We start from the raw sequence: 16225 nt of genomic DNA on the forward strand, positions 1-16225 counted from the left end.
CGCATCCCTTTCTTTTACATTGGTGCGACATATCTTTAAGCATGGCGAAATTACGCGATGCTCTGCTTGTTAAATATAAGTAAAAATTTCGGTGTAATTTGTGGCAATGAGGTAAGCAATGTTTGGATTAGATGCCTTTCATCTGGCTAGGATTCAGTTCGCCTTTACTGTTTCCTTCCATATTATCTTCCCAGCCATCACCATCGGTCTCGCCAGCTTCCTGGCGGTGCTTGAAGGGATGTGGCTGAAAACCCGTAACGAGACCTATCGCGATCTCTACCATTTCTGGTCCAAAGCGTTTGCCGTGAACTTTGGTATGGGCGTGGTATCGGGTTTGGTGATGGCGTACCAGTTCGGTACTAACTGGAGCGGTTTCTCGCAGTTTGCTGGCAGTATTACCGGCCCGCTGCTCACCTATGAAGTGTTAACTGCCTTCTTCCTCGAAGCCGGTTTCCTTGGCGTGATGCTGTTTGGCTGGAACCGCGTCGGTCCAGGCTTGCACTTCTTTGCCACCTGCATGGTGGCGCTCGGCACCATCTTCTCCACGTTCTGGATCCTCGCCTCCAACAGCTGGATGCACACGCCGCAGGGCTACATCATCCAGAACGGCATTGTGGTGCCAGAAGATTGGCTGAAAATCATCTTTAACCCGTCATTCCCGTATCGACTGTTCCACATGTCGGTGGGTGCTTTCCTGGCCAGTGCTTTCTTTGTCGGGGCTTCTGGCGCATGGCATTTGCTGCGCGGCAACGACAATCCGGCGATTCGCAAAATGTTCTCAATGGCATTGTGGATGGCGCTGATTGTGGCACCGATTCAGGCGATGATTGGCGATGCGCACGGGTTGAACACTCTTGAACATCAACCGGCAAAAATCGCCGCGATTGAAGGTCACTGGGAAAACAAACCGGGTGAAGCCTCGCCGCTGATTCTGTTTGGCGTGCCGGATATGGATCAGGAACGCACCAAATATGCGTTGGAGATTCCTTATCTGGGCAGCCTGATTCTGACGCACAGCCTCGATAAGCAGATTCCGGCGCTGAAGAGTTTCCCGAAAGAAGATCGTCCGAATTCGACCATCATCTTCTGGTCATTCCGCGTGATGGTGGCGCTGGGACTGCTGATGATTACGCTTGGCGTGGTGAGTTTGTGGCTGCGCTACAAAGGTCGCCTGTATCAATCGCGTCCGTTCCTGTGGTTCACGCTGCTGATGGGCCCATCCGGCTTGATCGCGATTCTGGCGGGTTGGTTTACTACCGAAATTGGTCGGCAGCCGTGGGTGGTTTACGGCGTGCAGCGCACCATTGATGCGGTGTCGGCGCATGGCGACATGCACATGAGTATCAGCCTGCTGGCGTTCATTCTGGTTTATTCGTCAGTGTTTGGCGTCGGTTATCTCTACATGATGCGCTTGATTAAAGAAGGTCCGGTGACCGGCGAAGGTAAAGAAGTTGATCACGGCGGTCCGGGTCAGCATCACACGCCAGCGCGTCCGTTGTCGGCCGCGAATACCGCGAACAAGAGCGGGGAGCACTAAGATGATCGATTTCTCAATTATCTGGTTTGCCATCATCGTGTTTGGCACCTTGATGTACATCGTGATGGATGGCTTCGATCTCGGCATTGGCCTGTTATTGCCGTTCAACAAAGATCCGATTGAGCGCGACATGATGGTTAACACCGTTGCGCCAGTTTGGGATGGTAACGAAACCTGGCTGGTGCTGGGCGGCGCGGCGCTGTATGGCGCGTTCCCGCTGGCTTACGCCGTGTTGCTGGATGCGTTGTCAATTCCACTGACGGCGATGTTGATTGGCCTGATTTTCCGTGGCGTGGCGTTTGAATTCCGTTTCAAAGCGACTGAAGAACATCGTCCATTCTGGGATAAATCGTTCATTGCCGGTTCACTGCTGGCAACCTTCAGCCAGGGCGTGGCGGTGGGCGCGATTCTGAATGGTTTCCCAGTGGTCGGCCGTGAATATGCCGGTTCGGCGATGAGCTGGTTAGCGCCGTTCCCGCTGTTCTGCGGCGTGGGCTTGGTGATTGCGTATGCTCTGCTGGGCTGCACTTGGCTGATCATGAAAACCGAACACGATTTGCACCGTAAAATGTCTGCGCTGGCAACCCCGCTGACCTTAACGCTGCTGCTGGTGGTGGGCATTATCAGCATCTGGACGCCGCTGACCCACGCCGATATCGCGCAGCGCTGGTTCTCGCGTCCGAACTTGTTCTGGTTCCTGCCGGTTCCGGTGCTGGTGGTGCTGTGTTCGTGGGGGATTGTGCGTGCCATCAAACGTGAAGCGCATTACTCGCCGTTCATCCTGACGCTGGCGCTGATTTTCCTCGGCTTCTCCGGCCTGGGCATCAGTATCTGGCCGAACATCATTCCACCGTCAATCACCATCTGGCAGGCGGCCTCTCCGGCCAGCAGCCAGGCGTTTATGCTGGTGGGCGGCTTACTGATTATTCCGGTGATTCTAGGTTACACCTTCTGGAGTTACTACGTGTTCCGCGGAAAAATCAAAGCCGACGAAGGATATCACTGATATGCAAACCGAGGTCAGCAACATGAAAACTCACACTGAAACCAAGATTCCGTGGTGGAAACAGCTGATGTGGTTGGTCATTATTTACGGCGCAAGCGTGCTGGCACTCGGTGTGGTGGCATCACTGTTTCGTATGATGATGACGGCTGCGGGCATGCGCTCGCACTGAATTGCCACATCGTAAAAAACGTTTGAGTTCACCCGAGGTCGCCATTCATGGCGGCCTTTTTTACGTTCGCGCGCCGAAAAAACATTAGTCACCTAAGCAATTAATGCTTTTCCCGTCTCGCTGGCTTTACTCTTCCTTACGTTGGTAATACGTTTTTGTTATATTTATGTGACGAAACACGCAAATTCATTACCTTCAACCTCATCATTCGATTAGCAAAATCATGCTCAGCCTGAATCTGAAAAAACAGTACATCAATGATCTGGTGGACTGGATCGAGGCCAATCTGACCGACGAACTGAATATCGATCTGATTACCCTGAAATCCGGTTACTCCAAGTGGCACATGCAGCGCATGTTCAAAGAGATGACCGGACAAACGCTGGCGTCGTACACGCGCAAGCGTCGCCTCACTATGTCGGCGATGGCGTTGCGCTTAACCAGCATGCCGCTGATTGATATCGCGGTGCGCTTTGGTTTTGATAACCAACAGAATTTCACCCGCGTCTTTAAAAGCCATTTCTCGCTGACGCCGGGCGCCTATCGTCGCATTCCGGATATGCTGATGAAGGATTTCCACAGCCGCATCTCCACCCAGCGTGAGTGGGTGAACGCGCGTTTGGCGCACAAGCCAGAGCTGCAACTGTGCGGCGAAGTGATTGAGTGGGAATGCCGTTTTGGCGAATACATTGAGCATCACAATCATGTGGTGGCGCAGCATACGCGTGATTTCATTGCTTTCGCCGGTCAACACGTCAGTCGCGGTTGGCTCGGTTTCCAGTTCAGTCCGGGGGTAAATTCTGCCGATCAGCAGCACATCAGCATGTTCCAGGCGCTGGAAAGTCAGAATGCCGATGTATTGCCGCGTAATGTGCAGAACTGGACCGGTGAAAGTGGTTTGTATGCCGAGATTGATTGGCACGGCGCGCCGGAGGAGATCAACGCGTTTACCGCCGAGATTTACTACAACCATCTGCCGGCATTAGGCGTCGCGCGTCGCGCGGGCAAAGATTTGCTCAAGCTGGATTTGAAATACAGCACGCCAGATTTGCTGCAAGGCACGTTTTATATTCCGGTTACGGCGTCGTAATGCATAATTCGTGCGGTAAACCGTGACAAACCGCACGATTTTATAAACTCATTGCCGTGATTGGCGTAAAATTCTTCATTGAAACCTGATTGGCCGCGTAATTCACCAGCCGCCGTACATCAGGCTGGATCATCACCTGCATTTCTGGTCCATTCCGGACCGCTATAGTGAAAAGACAAAAAATTATGCGACTTATACCGTTGTTCCTCATGACAGCGCTTGTAGCGTTTTCTTCGTTGGCAAGTGCACAGATAGCTGAGCCTTTCTCACCACCGACCGGACTTCATCCGCATCAGACGCATTGCGCGCAGCATGAAATCCTCGGCGACAATCCGTTGCCACAACACAACCAAGAAGATGGCGGCTTTATTACCTGCACGAATCATCAGGCTTAATCTCTCTCCGCGAATCGATTCCAGTTTCGAGCGTAGATGAAAACGGTCACCTTTTAGGTGACCGTTTTGCTATCCGCGCCTACCTCGTAACACGCCCAAACTCCCAATAGCATTTTTCGGCATTGCATCGAAGATATATCATAACTATTCTCTCCTCATTAAATGAGAATGAGTTTCAATAAACATCCGGGAGAGATCGCTTGCCACAGTCCACATCCGAGCGCGCGCCACGCCGCGTGCGTAATGAATTACGTTTTCGTCATATCACCGTTGCCAGCAAAACCCTGATCGCCGGGGAATTCTGGCGCATCGTATTTACAGGCAGCGATCTGGCGGGCTTCAATTCGCCATCGTTCGACGATCACATCAAAGTTTTTTTCCCAGAGAGTGCAGGCAGCGCGTTGGCTTTGCCGAAAATGACCGAAGAAGGCATTGAATGGCCGGGCGGCGTGCGTCCCGCCGCGCGTGATTACACGCCGCTGGAATTTAACGGCATTGATTCACTGACGCTGGATTTCTATATCCACGACGGCGGCGTTGCCAGCAGTTGGGCGCAGGACGCCAAAGTCGGCGATCAAATAGCCATGGGCGGGCCGCGTGGTTCGTGTGTCGCTCCTGTGGATTACGCCTGCCAGATTTACGTCTGCGATGAGACCGGTCTGCCGGCTTTTAAACGCCGTTATGCCGAAATGCAGGCACAGGAAATTCACCTGCTAGCCTATGCCGATGAAGCCACTGGTCGCGATTATCTTGGCGAGTTGGACAACGTTAAGATTAGCTGGTTGGGGAGCGGCACCATGCAGGCGGAGAACCTCGGCCCAATCATTGCGCAACTGGATAAAATCTCGCTGCCGAGTGAAGAGTATTTCATCTGGCTGACTGGTGAAGGGGAAGCGGTGAAGTTGCTGAGCGACTATTTCACCCAGCGTCGTGGTGCGCATATCGACTTCGTGCGTGCGGTGGCTTACTGGCATCAGAAATAACCGACAATCGCCCGCGCGCTGCCGCCTGTGTTGAATTTTGCCAGGCGGCAGACTACTATCAACCTCCCTAAATTGATGCTCAGGAAGGCAATGAAACAGCTGCGGGATTTTCCATCTCACTCCGAACATGCACAGCGTGCTATCTGTGCGGGTGCACGCAAAAAGCGTCGCGAACGGATGTTGGATGCCAGCGATATCCGCCTGTTAATGCTGCACTTTCTGGCGATTAGCTCCGCGCACGGTTATGAGCTGATCAAATCGGTTGAAGAACTCTCCAAAGGCGAATATTCCCCCAGCCCCGGCATCATTTATCCCAATCTGACTTTGCTTGAAGAGATGGATGCGATTCGCGTGGTCGATGCACAGGCATCGCGCAAAGCCTATGCGTTGAACAGCAGCGGGGCAGAATTGCTGGCGCAGAATCGCGACAACGTTGACGCGATCATTGAGCGCTTAACCTCGCTGGCGATTCTGGTGAATAACCGCAGCATTCCGCAGGTTGAGCAAGCGATTCATCTGATTAAGCAGACGCTTAATCATCGGCTGGCGCAGGAAGATATTTCCGAGCAGGCGCTGGAAATCGTGATTCATGCGCTGCACGAAGCCGCGGAGAAAATCGCCAAAAGTTAGCGTTTGCCATCGGTCACCATAAATGGCGACCCTACAAATTCCGCCCCGTAGGGTCGCCATTTATGGTGACCTTTTCAATCAACGCATCCGCGATTAACTCTTCTTCTTATCCACATGCCCCAGCGCGCGGTCTGGCCAACACACATCGCGCACGCGCTGCTTCAATGCCGCGGCATCGGGGAATCCGCCTTCCTGCTTACGTTCCCAAATCACCAAATCATCAATACGAATCTCGAACACGCCGCCGGTGCCAGGCTTCAGCGTGACCGCACTTAAATCCTCGGCAAAGGTATGCAGCAGCTCTTGCGCCATCCAGGCGGAGCGCAGCAGCCAGTTACATTTCGTGCAATAGTGGATGGTAATCGCGGGTTTTTGTGACATGGCTGTTGGGTTCCTTATCAATCAATTAACAAAATGTGCGGTCCAAGATACATCTTAGCTTACTGCTAGTTGATAATGATTACCACTTGCATTACATTCCTGTCGAAATCATTTATTACATAAAATAAGTCCACATTTTTCTACGGTCTTTTAACAAAAGTCCGTATTTTTCGGCAGCAAGCAAGTGAGCGAATACTAACAATTAACCAGGTATTTCGCGCATGTCTTCACTCTTTCAGGGATTCACTCAGCAACGTCTGTTTAAAGTTGCCATCTTATCTTCCGCCATTCACGCCGCGTGTAGCTTTGCCGCCAGCGATGAAGCCGAGCTGACCGTCACTGCGCCAAAACAGCAGGCCGGCAACAAAACCACCATTACTGCACAAGAACTGCAAAAACGCGGTGCCAACGATTTTGGTTCAATCATGCGTTACGAGCCGTTAATCAGCGCTACCGGTTCCAGCGGCGGATCATCGGCGGGGAAAAGCGGTTTCGACCGCGCAGGTTACACCGGCTATAACATTCGTGGTCTGGAAAGTAACCGCGTCGGCATGGATATCGACGGCATTCCGATCCCCGATGCCACCGGACGTCCTTACGTTAGCCGCACCGGCAACAACACTTTCGGCATTGGCCGTGATTACATCGATCCTTACATGTTCGGCAGCGTTGATATCGAGAAGGGCGCGACAGCGGTTGACCAGCCCAATACTTCGATTGGCGGGAACGTCTCATTCCACAACAAAACCGCAGACGATTACCTCAGCAGCGAAAAAAACACCTACTTCGGTTACCAAAGCGATTACGACTCCTCAAATCGTAGCTGGCACAACGGCATTACTGCCGCCGCCGGGGATGATGAGTTGCGCGGCCTGTTTGTTTACAGCCGCCGCGATGGTCAGGAAACGCAGAACAACAGCGGCGTAAAAGATGCCTATCCGGCCAACTGGCATTCGGATGCGTTTATGACCTCAGGCATTTGGCAGCCGAACGATCAGCACAAGCTGAGCGCCACCTTTGATTACTATCACAAAACTAACCACAGTCATTACGATACCTGGGATACCAGCGGCAATACCGTTTGGGGCACTGCGCAGCAGCAGAGCGACACCCGCCGCTGGGGCATCAACCTGGCCGATGAGTGGACACCCTACAACGACGTGATTGATACGCTGACCACGCGCATTTACTGGCAGCAAACGCAGGCGCACGACAATACTTATTTGCCGACCAGCGCCAGCCAGTACGGTTTTGTTTACTCGGATTTCAATGTTGATACTTACGGCTTCGACACGCGTGGCACCAAAACCTTGGGCCGTCATGAGTTGAGCGCCGGTTTCAATGCGCGTCTCGATAATAGCGAGCGTCCGTTCCGCCAGGCACCGACGCCGAGCACTTATAGCGTCATCACTCAACCTCAATCCGACAGCCGCATGTTTGCCGTTGCCGGTTATGTGCAAGATAAGATCAATTTCGATCTTGATAGCCACAACTTCGCCATCATTCCCGGCGTGCGCGTGATGTATCAAAGTACTAAGCCAGAGAATCTCGGCGATCTCACCACCGGCAGCGCGGTGCTGACCGAGGAGCAAGTGGCGGCGCTGTACGGCAAAACCAACTCCGACACCCAAGTGTTGCCGTCGCTGACCTTCCAGTACGATCTCACGCCAGCGCTGACCACCTATCTGCAATACAAACGCGGCGTGCAGTTCCCGACAACCAGCCAGCTGTACGGCTCATGGAACCTGGGATCGAGCTATGCGGGTAGCGCGCAGTACGCGTTAATCGGCAACACCGATCTGAAAACTGAAACCAGCAACAACTTCGAGTGGGGTTTGAAAGGCCAGGCAACCGAAGGCGTGACGGTGAACACTTCGGTGTTCTACAACCAATACAAAAACTTCATTGCTTACACCCGCTATCGCCGCTCGGCCAATCCTGAGATGTTCGTCAATGTGCCGAGCAACATCTACACCAGCTATCAGGCTGAAAACCGCGATAAGGCCTACATTTATGGGGCTGAGATCTCGACCAAAGTGAACTACGGCACTTGGTTCTCGCAAGTGGATGGCCTGAGCAGCACCTTTGCGCTGGGCTACAACGAGGGTAAATCCAAGTCGAGCTATGCTGGCGACAAATACATCGATCTCGACAGCGTTGCGCCGTTGAAAGCGATTGTCGGTTTAGCGTGGGATGACAAAGCGCGCGGCTACGGTGCAGCGCTGACCGCCACCTTCGTTAAAGGTAAGCAGGCCACCGCCACCAACCGCGAAAGCTACACCAACACCGGCACGGCGATCACCGATGCCACCAGTGAATACATGCGCGTTCCAGGCTACGGCATGGTGGATGCCACGGCATATTGGCAGGCGACGAAAAACGTCAAGCTGAGCGGCGGCATCTACAACATCACCGATCGCAAATATTGGGACTACACCAGCAGCCGCACGCTGACCAGTACCAATGAGCAGGAACGCAACGACATCAACCTGGCAGTGATGCCGGGCCGCACCTTCCAGTTAGGTGTCAACGTCGATTTCTAACCCTTTTTCGCCCTGCGGTGACGTAGGGCATTTTCAATGGAGCAAGCGCATGAACCCACGTTACGATCACTATCTGGCGCTGAAAGGCGAACATCCGAAAAAGTACGCGCGCGACCTCGCAGCGTTGATGGGCATTGGCGAAGCGCAGCTGTGCGAAGCGCGCATTGGTCAGGATGCGCAGGCGCTGAAGCCGGATTTCCCGGCGTTGCTGGCCGCGTTAGCGGCAGTTGGTGAAACCAAAAGCATCACCCGCAATGAATACGCGGTGCATGAGCAGGTGGGTAAATATGAAAACCTGCATCTTGGCGAACAGGCCGGATTGATTCTTAACCCGCGCGCGCTTGATCAGCGCCTGTTCCCCAATCAGTGGCACAGCGCGTTTTTCCTGCGCGAGCAAACGGCGCGCGGCGAACGTCAAAGCATTCAGATTTTTGATCGCCACGCCGATGCGGTACTGAAAATCTACACCACTGAACATAGCGACATCGCCGCCTGGGATGCGCTGATCGCGGCGTTTGTGGTTGAACAGGTTGATGCATTAGATCCGCAGCCATTCAACGCGCCAGAACATAGCAGCACGGTGGATGCTGCTAAAGTCGAAGCGGAATGGCGCGCCATCACCGATGTGCATCAATTCTTTGGTCTGTTGAAACGCCACAACCTCTCACGCCCACAAGCGTTCCGCGCGGTGCCAGACGATCTGGCGCGTCAGGTCAGTAACGCTGCGCTGGCGCAGTTGCTGGATCAGGCGCAGCAGGATGGCAATGAAATCATGATCTTTATCGGTAATCGCGGCTGCACCCAGATTTTCACCGGCGCGATTGAGAAGCTGATGCCAATGGATAACTGGATCAACATCTTCAATCCGACCTTCACGCTGCATTTAATGGCCGATCACATCCACGAAAGCTGGGTGACGCGCAAACCCAGCGGCGACGGCTTTGTCACCAGCCTGGAACTGTTTGCCGCCGACGGCACGCAGATCGCGCAACTGTACGGTCAACGCAGCGAAGGCACGCCAGAACAGGCGCGCTGGCGTGAGCAGGTGGAGGCTTTAGCATGAAAAAGCTTCTGCTACTGATTAGCGTGCTGGCGCTGCCAACCTTGGCGGCGGAGCGTGTGGTGTCGATTGGCGGCGACGTCACGCAAATCATCTATGCGCTGGATGCGCAGCAAGATTTGGTGGCGCGCGACAGCACCAGCCTGCATCCGGCGCAGGCCACCAAGCTGCCGGATATCGGTTATATGCGCCAACTCAACGCCGAAGGGATTCTGGCACTGAAACCTACTTTGGTACTGAGCAGCGAACTGGCGAAACCGTCGCTGGTGTTGCAGCAAGTTGAGCAAGCTGGCGTGAAAGTGGTAGATGTCACCGGCGAAAACAGCCTCGCCGCTATTCCGAAGAAAATCGCCACCATCGGTAAAGCGCTGCATCGTGAAGATGAAGCTAACGCGCTGATTGAGAAAGTGAATAAACAGCGCGCCGAGATCCCGCAGCAAGCGCTGCCGGTGAAAGTGTTGTTTATTATGGCGCACGGCGGCATGCGTACTCAGGCGGCGGGCGCGCAAACCGGCGCAGATGGCGCGATCCGCAGCGCCGGTTTAATCAACGCGATGGCGGCGGTACCGCATTATCAGCAGCTTTCGCAAGAAGGCGTGGTGGCCGCCGCACCGGATCTCATTGTGGTCGGCGAAGATGGCTTAAAAACCTTGGGTGGCGAAGAGAAAGTGTGGGCGCTGCCCGGTTTAGCATTGACGCCAGCCGGTCAGCATCGCGCGTTGCTGGTGGTGGATGAGATGGCGCTGTTGAGTTTTGGCCTTGATACGCCAAAGACAATAGTCAAATTGCGTCACGCAGCCGAAGCGGCCAAGCATGACTAATGCCGTAGTGATGCGCTGGCTGTTGTTGATGGCTATCAGCATGGTGATTTGTATGCTGATGGCCGCCAATTTCGGTGCGATGCCGCTTTCCGTTCGTACATTATTAAACGCGCCATTGAGCGATATGGCGTGGCAAATCTGGATCAATATCCGTTTGCCGCGCGTGTTGCTGGCGGTGCTGCTTGGCATGGCGCTGGCGGTGTCCGGCGCGGTGATGCAGGGATTGTTTCGCAATCCGCTGGCCGATCCCGGTTTGCTGGGGATCAGCAGCGGCGCGGGTTTGGCGGTAGCGATTGCTATCGTCATCCCGCTGGGTTTACCGCCGTTGCTGGCGCTGTGGCTGCCAACACTCGCCGCCTTCCTGGGGAGTTTGCTGGTGACGCTGCTGATCTTCAGCTTTAGCCGCCTGGCGCTGGGTAATTTGTCGCGCCTGCTGCTGGTCGGCATCGCCATCAATGCCTTATGCGGCGCGGCCGTCGGCGTACTGTCGTGGCTCAGCAACGATCAGCAACTGCGCCAACTGGCGTTATGGGGCATGGGCAGCTTGAGCACGGCGCAATGGCCGAGTTTGCTGGTGTGCGCGCTGTTGATTTTGCCCGCGCTGATAGCCATTCAACTGCGCGCGCGGCGTCTCAATTTGCTGCAACTGGGCGAGGAAGATGCGCATTACATGGGCATCGACGTCAAACGCACGCAGCGCCAGTTGTTGGTACTGAGCGCCTTGCTGGTCGGCACCGCGGTTTCAGTGAGCGGCATTATTGGTTTTGTCGGTTTAGTGGTGCCGCATCTGATGCGTTTCTGCCTCGGCAGCGATCACCGCTGGATGCTGCCGGGTTCGGCGCTGGCAGGCGCGATATTGCTGTTGCTGGCCGATACGCTGGCGCGCACCGTGGTGATCCCGGCGGAAATGCCGGTGGGATTGCTCACCAGTTTACTGGGCGGCCCGTGGTTTCTCTGGCTGATTCTGCGCCAACAAAGGGGGATAAATGAGTGATTGCATGCAGGCGCGCGGCTTACGTTTCAGCCACGGTTCGCGCGCATTAATTGATGATGTATCGCTTACCTTGCCGCCCGGCGAAATGATCAGCTTAATCGGGCCAAACGGTGCCGGGAAATCCACGTTGTTACGTTTGCTGACCGGCTTTCTCACGCCACAAGCCGGTGAATGCTGGCTTGGCGAGCGTCCGCTCAACGCCTGGCCGCGTGAACCGCTGGCGCAACGTCGCGCGGTGATGCGCCAGCAAAATAGCGTCACGTTCCCGCTGCCGGCACAAGACGTGGTGGCGATGGGGCGCGCGCCGTGGCCCACCGCGCAATCCAAAACGGTAATCGAAGAGGTGATGCACCTCACCGGCAGCCTCGAACTGGCGCAGCGCGATTATCGATCGCTGTCTGGCGGCGAACAGCAACGCGTGCAACTGGCGCGCGTACTGGCGCAGCTGTGGCACGACGATGGCCCACGCGGCTGGCTGTTTCTCGATGAACCGACGTCGGCGCTGGATCTGTTCTGGCAGCAACACAGTTTACGTTTGCTACATCGACTGACGCGCAACGGGCGCTTTAGTGTGTGTACCGTGTTGCACGATCTTAATCTGGCCTCGTTGTGGTCGGATCGCGTGTTGCTGCTGCATCAAGGCAAATTAGTGGCGCAGGGCGCACCGCAGGATGTGATGACCGAAGCGACCTTGACGCGCTGGTATCAGGCGGAATTGGATGTGGTGATGCAGGGAGAAAAGGGCAGGCCGCAGATTCAATTGCGTGCGTGAGAGCAGTTTGGGCCCTCACCCTAACCCTCTCCCACGCGTGGGAGAGGGGACCGACCGAGCGATGAATGAGCCATGTCATGCGACTTAAACAATGGCACTGTAAAACACCAATCTGACACATCTCTCGATCTGCTCCCTCTCCCACTTGTGGGAGAGGGCTGGGGTGAGGGGAATTTGTAATAATCTGCATAAAACCTCATAAAATACAAATTTCCAAGCAATTTTTAATTATTAAGTTGTTGTTATTAATGTTTTTATTGTTTTTTGTGATTGGTTTTTAATTCTTATATCGCGGGTTGTTCCTGCGAAAAAAAGATGACATGATTGCGCCCTACGGATTGCCACCGCCTGACGTATTCGCCGAGGAAATCTCCTCATTGCTGTGCCATCGGCACCCACTCATCCTTACTCTCAGGGATTTGTGTTATGAACCCATTGAAAATCGCTGCTAGCGTAGCGGTAGCCCCAAGTCTGAGCCTCAACACCGCGCGCGATGTGGTGACGCTGGATAATACCGATTTTACTGATGTGGCGGCGGTTGTCGTCTCGCTGGCGGATACGCGCAGCGGCGTGCTAACGCTATTGCGGCAAAACGGCTTCAATTTGCCGATCTTCGTCGCCAATGCGTTCGACGAAGAGGTGCTGAAATTGCCGGGCGTGACTGGCGAAATCAATGGCGCGCCGCAAGAGTGGGAAGCGCTGGAAGAAGCGGCGCAGGCGTATGAATCGGATTTACTGCCGCCGTTCTTCGATACGTTAACGCGTTACGTCGATATGCAGAACAGCACCTTCGCATGTCCGGGGCATCAGGGCGGCGCGTTCTTCCGCAAACATCCGGCGGGACGTCAATTCTATGAGTTCTACGGTGAAAACATCTTCCGCTCCGACATGTGTAACGCCGACGTTAAGCTCGGCGATCTGCTGATCCACGAAGGTTCGGCGAAAGATGCACAGAAACATGCGGCTAAAGTGTTTAACGCCGACAAAACCTACTTCGTGCTGAATGGCACCTCCAGCGCCAATAAAGTGGTGACCAACGCGTTGCTGACGCGCGGCGATTTGGTGCTGTTTGACCGCAACAACCATAAATCCAACCATCATGGCGCGCTGATTCAAGCCGGTGCCACGCCGGTCTATCTCGAGGCGGCGCGTAATCCGTTTGGCTTTATCGGCGGCATTGATGCGCACTGTTTTGATGATGCTTATTTGCGTGAGCAGGTTGCGAAAGTGGCGCCGCATCGCGCTCACGATCAGCGCCCGTTCCGTTTGGCGATTATCCAACTCGGCACCTACGATGGCACGGTGTACAACGCGCGTCAGGTGGTCGATCGCATTGGTCATCTGTGCGACTACATTCTGTTTGATTCGGCGTGGGTCGGTTACGAGCAGTTTATTCCGCTGATGGCCGGTTGCTCGCCGCTGACGCTGGAGTTGAACGAAAACGATCCGGGCATTTTTGTCACCCAATCAGTGCACAAACAGTTGGCTGGCTTCTCGCAGACGTCGCAAATTCACAAGAAAGACAATCACCTGCGTGGGCAAAAGCGCTTCTGTCCGCACAAGCGTCTGAACAATGCGTTTATGCTGCACGCCTCAACCAGCCCGTTCTATCCGCTGTTTGCCGCGCTGGATATCAACGCGCGTATGCACAAAGGCGAAGCGGGACGCAGCATGTGGCACGAATGCGTCACCATCGGTATTGATGCGCGCAAAGCGATTCTGGAACGTTGCGAGATGATCCAACCGTTCCTGCCGGAAAAGGTGCACGGCAAACTGTGGCAAGCGGCGGAAACGGAAGCCATCGCTGCCGATCCGGCTTACTTTAGCCTCGAACCCGGCGCGAAATGGCACGGGTTTGAAGGTTATGCCCAAGATCAGTATCTGGTCGATCCCTGCAAACTGTTGCTGACTACGCCGGGCATTGACGCTGCCAGCGGCAAATACACCAGCTTTGGTATTCCGGCCACCATTCTGGCGAACTACCTGCGCGAAAACGGCATCGTGCCGGAGAAGTGCGACCTGAATTCGATTCTGTTCCTGCTGACGCCAGCGGAAACGCCGGAGAAAATGGCGCATTTGGTGGCGATGCTGGAGCAGTTTGAGCAGCATGTGCGTGAAGATGCGCTACTGGCGGAAGTGCTGCCGAGCGTGTATCGCAAGAATATCGAGCGTTATAAAGGCTATACGCTGCGCCGCTTGTGCCAGGAGATGCACGATCTGTATGTCAGCTATGACGTGAAAGATTTGCAGAAAGCGATGTTCCGCGCGGAGTGTTTCCCGCCGGTGCAGGTGAATCCGCAGGATGCGCATCAGGCGTATATTCGCGGTGAAGTGGAGTTGGTGCCGATTGCCGCTGCCGCGGGACGAATTGCCGCAGAAGGCGCATTGCCGTATCCACCAGGCGTGCTGTGCGTGGTGCCCGGCGAAGAGTGGGGCGGCGCGGTGCAGCAATATTTCCTCGCGCTGGAAGAGGGGATTAATTTGTTGCCGGGCTTCTCACCAGAGCTGCAAGGGGTTTACACCGAGGAAGATGACAGCGGGCGACTGCGTTTAGTGGCGAATATGATTGTGCGCTGATTTCCCTCACCCATTTTTAGCCCCTTCTCCCGCGTGCGGGAGAAGGTTGGGATGAGGGACCAGCCGCACCGTATCAATAACGGCGATAACTGCGCTGCGCCTGGCTCACTTTATACAGATAACGACGCGACTCCGCCGATGGATGGTTGGTGGTCAGCGTCTGATAAACTTCCGCTGGCGACATGCCATTAATCGACGAGAATGCGCGATCTTTATCGCTGGAGAACACGCGCAGCACGCTGCCCGCACCGCCGTTATACGCGGTAATCACCGCATAACGCCGTGAGGTCGGATCCTGAATCCCGCCCAAATAACTTCTTTGTAGAATCGACAGATACGCGGTACCTGCATCAATATTGTTCTCAGGATCAAGTAGATAGCTACGACTCGGTTTGCCGCCTTTGCCCTGCATGCGGAACACATCGACACCGGCGGTATGCTGCACCACCTGCATCAAGCCCAACGCATCGGCATGGCTTACCGCATATGGGTTGAAGCTCGATTCAATCTGCATAATCGCCAGAATCAACGACGCATCCACACCATATTGCTCGGCGGCTTTACGCACCATCGGCAGATATTTGTGCGCACGTTTGTCGAGGTGGTTCGGCACCATCGGAATGGTCACCGACCAGATGACGTGCAAGCCAGACGTGCGTTTTTGCAGTTTGTTTTGAATCAGATAATCGGCAAAGTTACCGGCGCGACCCTGCCAGCGAATCGGTTGCCCGGTGTTATCCAGCACCTGGCCGTACAGCAGCGGCTCTTTACTGATTTGAATATCGTTGGCGTCGGAGTAGAGATCGACATTGCCGGGATCTTCGCCGATTAACAGCGTCGTGATGATCGCCTGGCGCAAGCTGGCCATCGGATCGGTGCCGGAAATGGTCTCGATAGTGATGCTACCGCTGTCAAAGTTGATGTGACTGCGGGTGTAATAGCCGTCGCTGTATTTAACGTAGTCTTTTGGACCGGCGATCAGAACTTCATTGATGCCCCAAATGTTTTCAATGTTGTGGGCGAACTGCCCCATCAAAATATCGAAACCGTTGGTGTCCTTGACCCACTCTTCATGATACTGCGATTTTTTTTGTCCGGAGCAGGAGACCAAAAGTGGTGCAATCACCAACAGCGCTATCAGTTTTTTATTCATTGTTAATGCGTGCCTGAATCGAAAAAGAGGGCCTCAAAGGGAAGCCCTGAACGGTTATTTTTCTGGCGGGGTGTAACCTTCAATGTGCACATCTTTGCCTTCGAACAGGAAATT

General features: G+C 54.5%; 15 protein-coding genes. 13 read left to right on the forward strand and 2 right to left on the reverse strand.

Features of this window, described 5'->3' with window-relative positions:
- Positions 1-118 precede the first annotated feature (118 nt).
- The 7 genes from ABDW13_RS03020 to ABDW13_RS03050 all read left to right on the forward strand — a co-directional run bounded on the left by ABDW13_RS03020 (position 119) and on the right by ABDW13_RS03050 (position 5810).
- On the forward strand, positions 119-1537 hold the full coding sequence (locus tag ABDW13_RS03020) for a cytochrome ubiquinol oxidase subunit I (RefSeq protein ID WP_343550914.1): 1419 nt from the start codon (positions 119-121) through the stop codon (positions 1535-1537).
- 1 nt (position 1538) lies between these two features.
- Entirely contained in the window at positions 1539-2543 is a 1005-nt protein-coding gene (cydB, locus tag ABDW13_RS03025) for a cytochrome d ubiquinol oxidase subunit II (RefSeq protein WP_343550915.1), read from the forward strand.
- A 1-nt stretch (position 2544) separates the two neighbouring features.
- Complete coding sequence (locus ABDW13_RS03030; protein WP_343550916.1) at positions 2545-2712, forward strand: DUF2474 domain-containing protein; 168 nt, start codon at positions 2545-2547, stop codon at positions 2710-2712.
- 223 nt (positions 2713-2935) lie between these two features.
- A complete protein-coding gene (locus tag ABDW13_RS03035; RefSeq protein ID WP_343550917.1) occupies positions 2936-3802 on the forward strand; it encodes a helix-turn-helix domain-containing protein in 867 nt (288 codons plus the stop codon).
- A gap of 167 nt (positions 3803-3969) precedes the next feature.
- Positions 3970-4197 (forward strand): hypothetical protein, encoded by a 228-nt coding sequence (locus tag ABDW13_RS03040; protein ID WP_343550918.1) that lies wholly within the window; start codon positions 3970-3972, stop codon positions 4195-4197.
- 200 nt (positions 4198-4397) lie between these two features.
- Positions 4398-5180, forward strand: coding sequence for a siderophore-interacting protein (locus ABDW13_RS03045; RefSeq protein WP_343550919.1), 783 nt, complete (start codon positions 4398-4400; stop codon positions 5178-5180).
- A 90-nt stretch (positions 5181-5270) separates the two neighbouring features.
- A complete protein-coding gene (locus ABDW13_RS03050; protein WP_343550920.1) occupies positions 5271-5810 on the forward strand; it encodes a PadR family transcriptional regulator in 540 nt (179 codons plus the stop codon).
- A gap of 93 nt (positions 5811-5903) precedes the next feature.
- Here the strand turns inward: ABDW13_RS03050 and ABDW13_RS03055 are convergent, their stop codons facing one another.
- A complete protein-coding gene (locus tag ABDW13_RS03055) occupies positions 5904-6191 on the reverse strand; it encodes a SelT/SelW/SelH family protein (protein WP_343550921.1) in 288 nt (95 codons plus the stop codon).
- 221 nt (positions 6192-6412) lie between these two features.
- On the opposite strand from ABDW13_RS03055, the gene ABDW13_RS03060 reads away from it, so the two are divergent.
- The 6 genes from ABDW13_RS03060 (at position 6413) to ABDW13_RS03085 (ending at position 14958) form a co-directional block, all read left to right on the forward strand.
- Entirely contained in the window at positions 6413-8734 is a 2322-nt protein-coding gene (locus ABDW13_RS03060; protein WP_343550922.1) for a TonB-dependent receptor, read from the forward strand.
- A gap of 49 nt (positions 8735-8783) precedes the next feature.
- A complete protein-coding gene (locus tag ABDW13_RS03065; protein ID WP_343550923.1) occupies positions 8784-9797 on the forward strand; it encodes a ChuX/HutX family heme-like substrate-binding protein in 1014 nt (337 codons plus the stop codon).
- Entirely contained in the window at positions 9794-10615 is an 822-nt protein-coding gene (locus ABDW13_RS03070; protein WP_343550924.1) for a hemin ABC transporter substrate-binding protein, read from the forward strand. The genes ABDW13_RS03065 and ABDW13_RS03070 overlap by 4 nt, the downstream gene beginning before the upstream one ends.
- Entirely contained in the window at positions 10608-11609 is a 1002-nt protein-coding gene (locus tag ABDW13_RS03075) for an iron ABC transporter permease (RefSeq protein ID WP_343550925.1), read from the forward strand. Before ABDW13_RS03070 ends, ABDW13_RS03075 begins: the two co-directional genes overlap by 8 nt.
- Complete coding sequence (locus tag ABDW13_RS03080; protein WP_343550926.1) at positions 11602-12381, forward strand: heme ABC transporter ATP-binding protein; 780 nt, start codon at positions 11602-11604, stop codon at positions 12379-12381. The genes ABDW13_RS03075 and ABDW13_RS03080 overlap by 8 nt, the downstream gene beginning before the upstream one ends.
- A gap of 426 nt (positions 12382-12807) precedes the next feature.
- Positions 12808-14958 (forward strand): ornithine decarboxylase, encoded by a 2151-nt coding sequence (locus ABDW13_RS03085; protein ID WP_343550927.1) that lies wholly within the window; start codon positions 12808-12810, stop codon positions 14956-14958.
- A gap of 73 nt (positions 14959-15031) precedes the next feature.
- On the opposite strand, the gene mltC is transcribed toward ABDW13_RS03085, so the two are convergent.
- On the reverse strand, positions 15032-16111 hold the full coding sequence (gene mltC, locus ABDW13_RS03090; RefSeq protein ID WP_343550928.1) for a membrane-bound lytic murein transglycosylase MltC: 1080 nt from the start codon (positions 16109-16111) through the stop codon (positions 15032-15034).
- Positions 16112-16225 lie beyond the last annotated feature (114 nt).

The sequence above is a fragment of the Pantoea sp. genome (assembly GCF_039594315.1).
In the GTDB taxonomy this organism is placed as follows: Bacteria; Pseudomonadota; Gammaproteobacteria; order Enterobacterales; family Enterobacteriaceae; genus Pantoea.

Bases quoted from the DNA above. Each gene is read 5' to 3' on its own strand.
- ABDW13_RS03075 (WP_343550925.1), top strand. From the start codon at position 10,608: ATGACTAATGCCGTAGTGATGCGCTGGCTGTTGTTGATGGCTATCAGC.
- ABDW13_RS03050 (WP_343550920.1), top strand. From the start codon at position 5,271: ATGAAACAGCTGCGGGATTTTCCATCTCACTCCGAACATGCACAGCGT.
- ABDW13_RS03060 (WP_343550922.1), top strand. From the start codon at position 6,413: ATGTCTTCACTCTTTCAGGGATTCACTCAGCAACGTCTGTTTAAAGTT.
- ABDW13_RS03080 (WP_343550926.1), top strand. From the start codon at position 11,602: ATGAGTGATTGCATGCAGGCGCGCGGCTTACGTTTCAGCCACGGTTCG.
- ABDW13_RS03055 (WP_343550921.1), bottom strand. From the start codon at position 6,191: ATGTCACAAAAACCCGCGATTACCATCCACTATTGCACGAAATGTAAC.
- ABDW13_RS03085 (WP_343550927.1), top strand. From the start codon at position 12,808: ATGAACCCATTGAAAATCGCTGCTAGCGTAGCGGTAGCCCCAAGTCTG.
- ABDW13_RS03070 (WP_343550924.1), top strand. From the start codon at position 9,794: ATGAAAAAGCTTCTGCTACTGATTAGCGTGCTGGCGCTGCCAACCTTG.
- ABDW13_RS03035 (WP_343550917.1), top strand. From the start codon at position 2,936: ATGCTCAGCCTGAATCTGAAAAAACAGTACATCAATGATCTGGTGGAC.
- cydB (WP_343550915.1), top strand. From the start codon at position 1,539: ATGATCGATTTCTCAATTATCTGGTTTGCCATCATCGTGTTTGGCACC.
- ABDW13_RS03030 (WP_343550916.1), top strand. From the start codon at position 2,545: ATGCAAACCGAGGTCAGCAACATGAAAACTCACACTGAAACCAAGATT.
- ABDW13_RS03020 (WP_343550914.1), top strand. From the start codon at position 119: ATGTTTGGATTAGATGCCTTTCATCTGGCTAGGATTCAGTTCGCCTTT.
- mltC (WP_343550928.1), bottom strand. From the start codon at position 16,111: ATGAATAAAAAACTGATAGCGCTGTTGGTGATTGCACCACTTTTGGTC.
- ABDW13_RS03065 (WP_343550923.1), top strand. From the start codon at position 8,784: ATGAACCCACGTTACGATCACTATCTGGCGCTGAAAGGCGAACATCCG.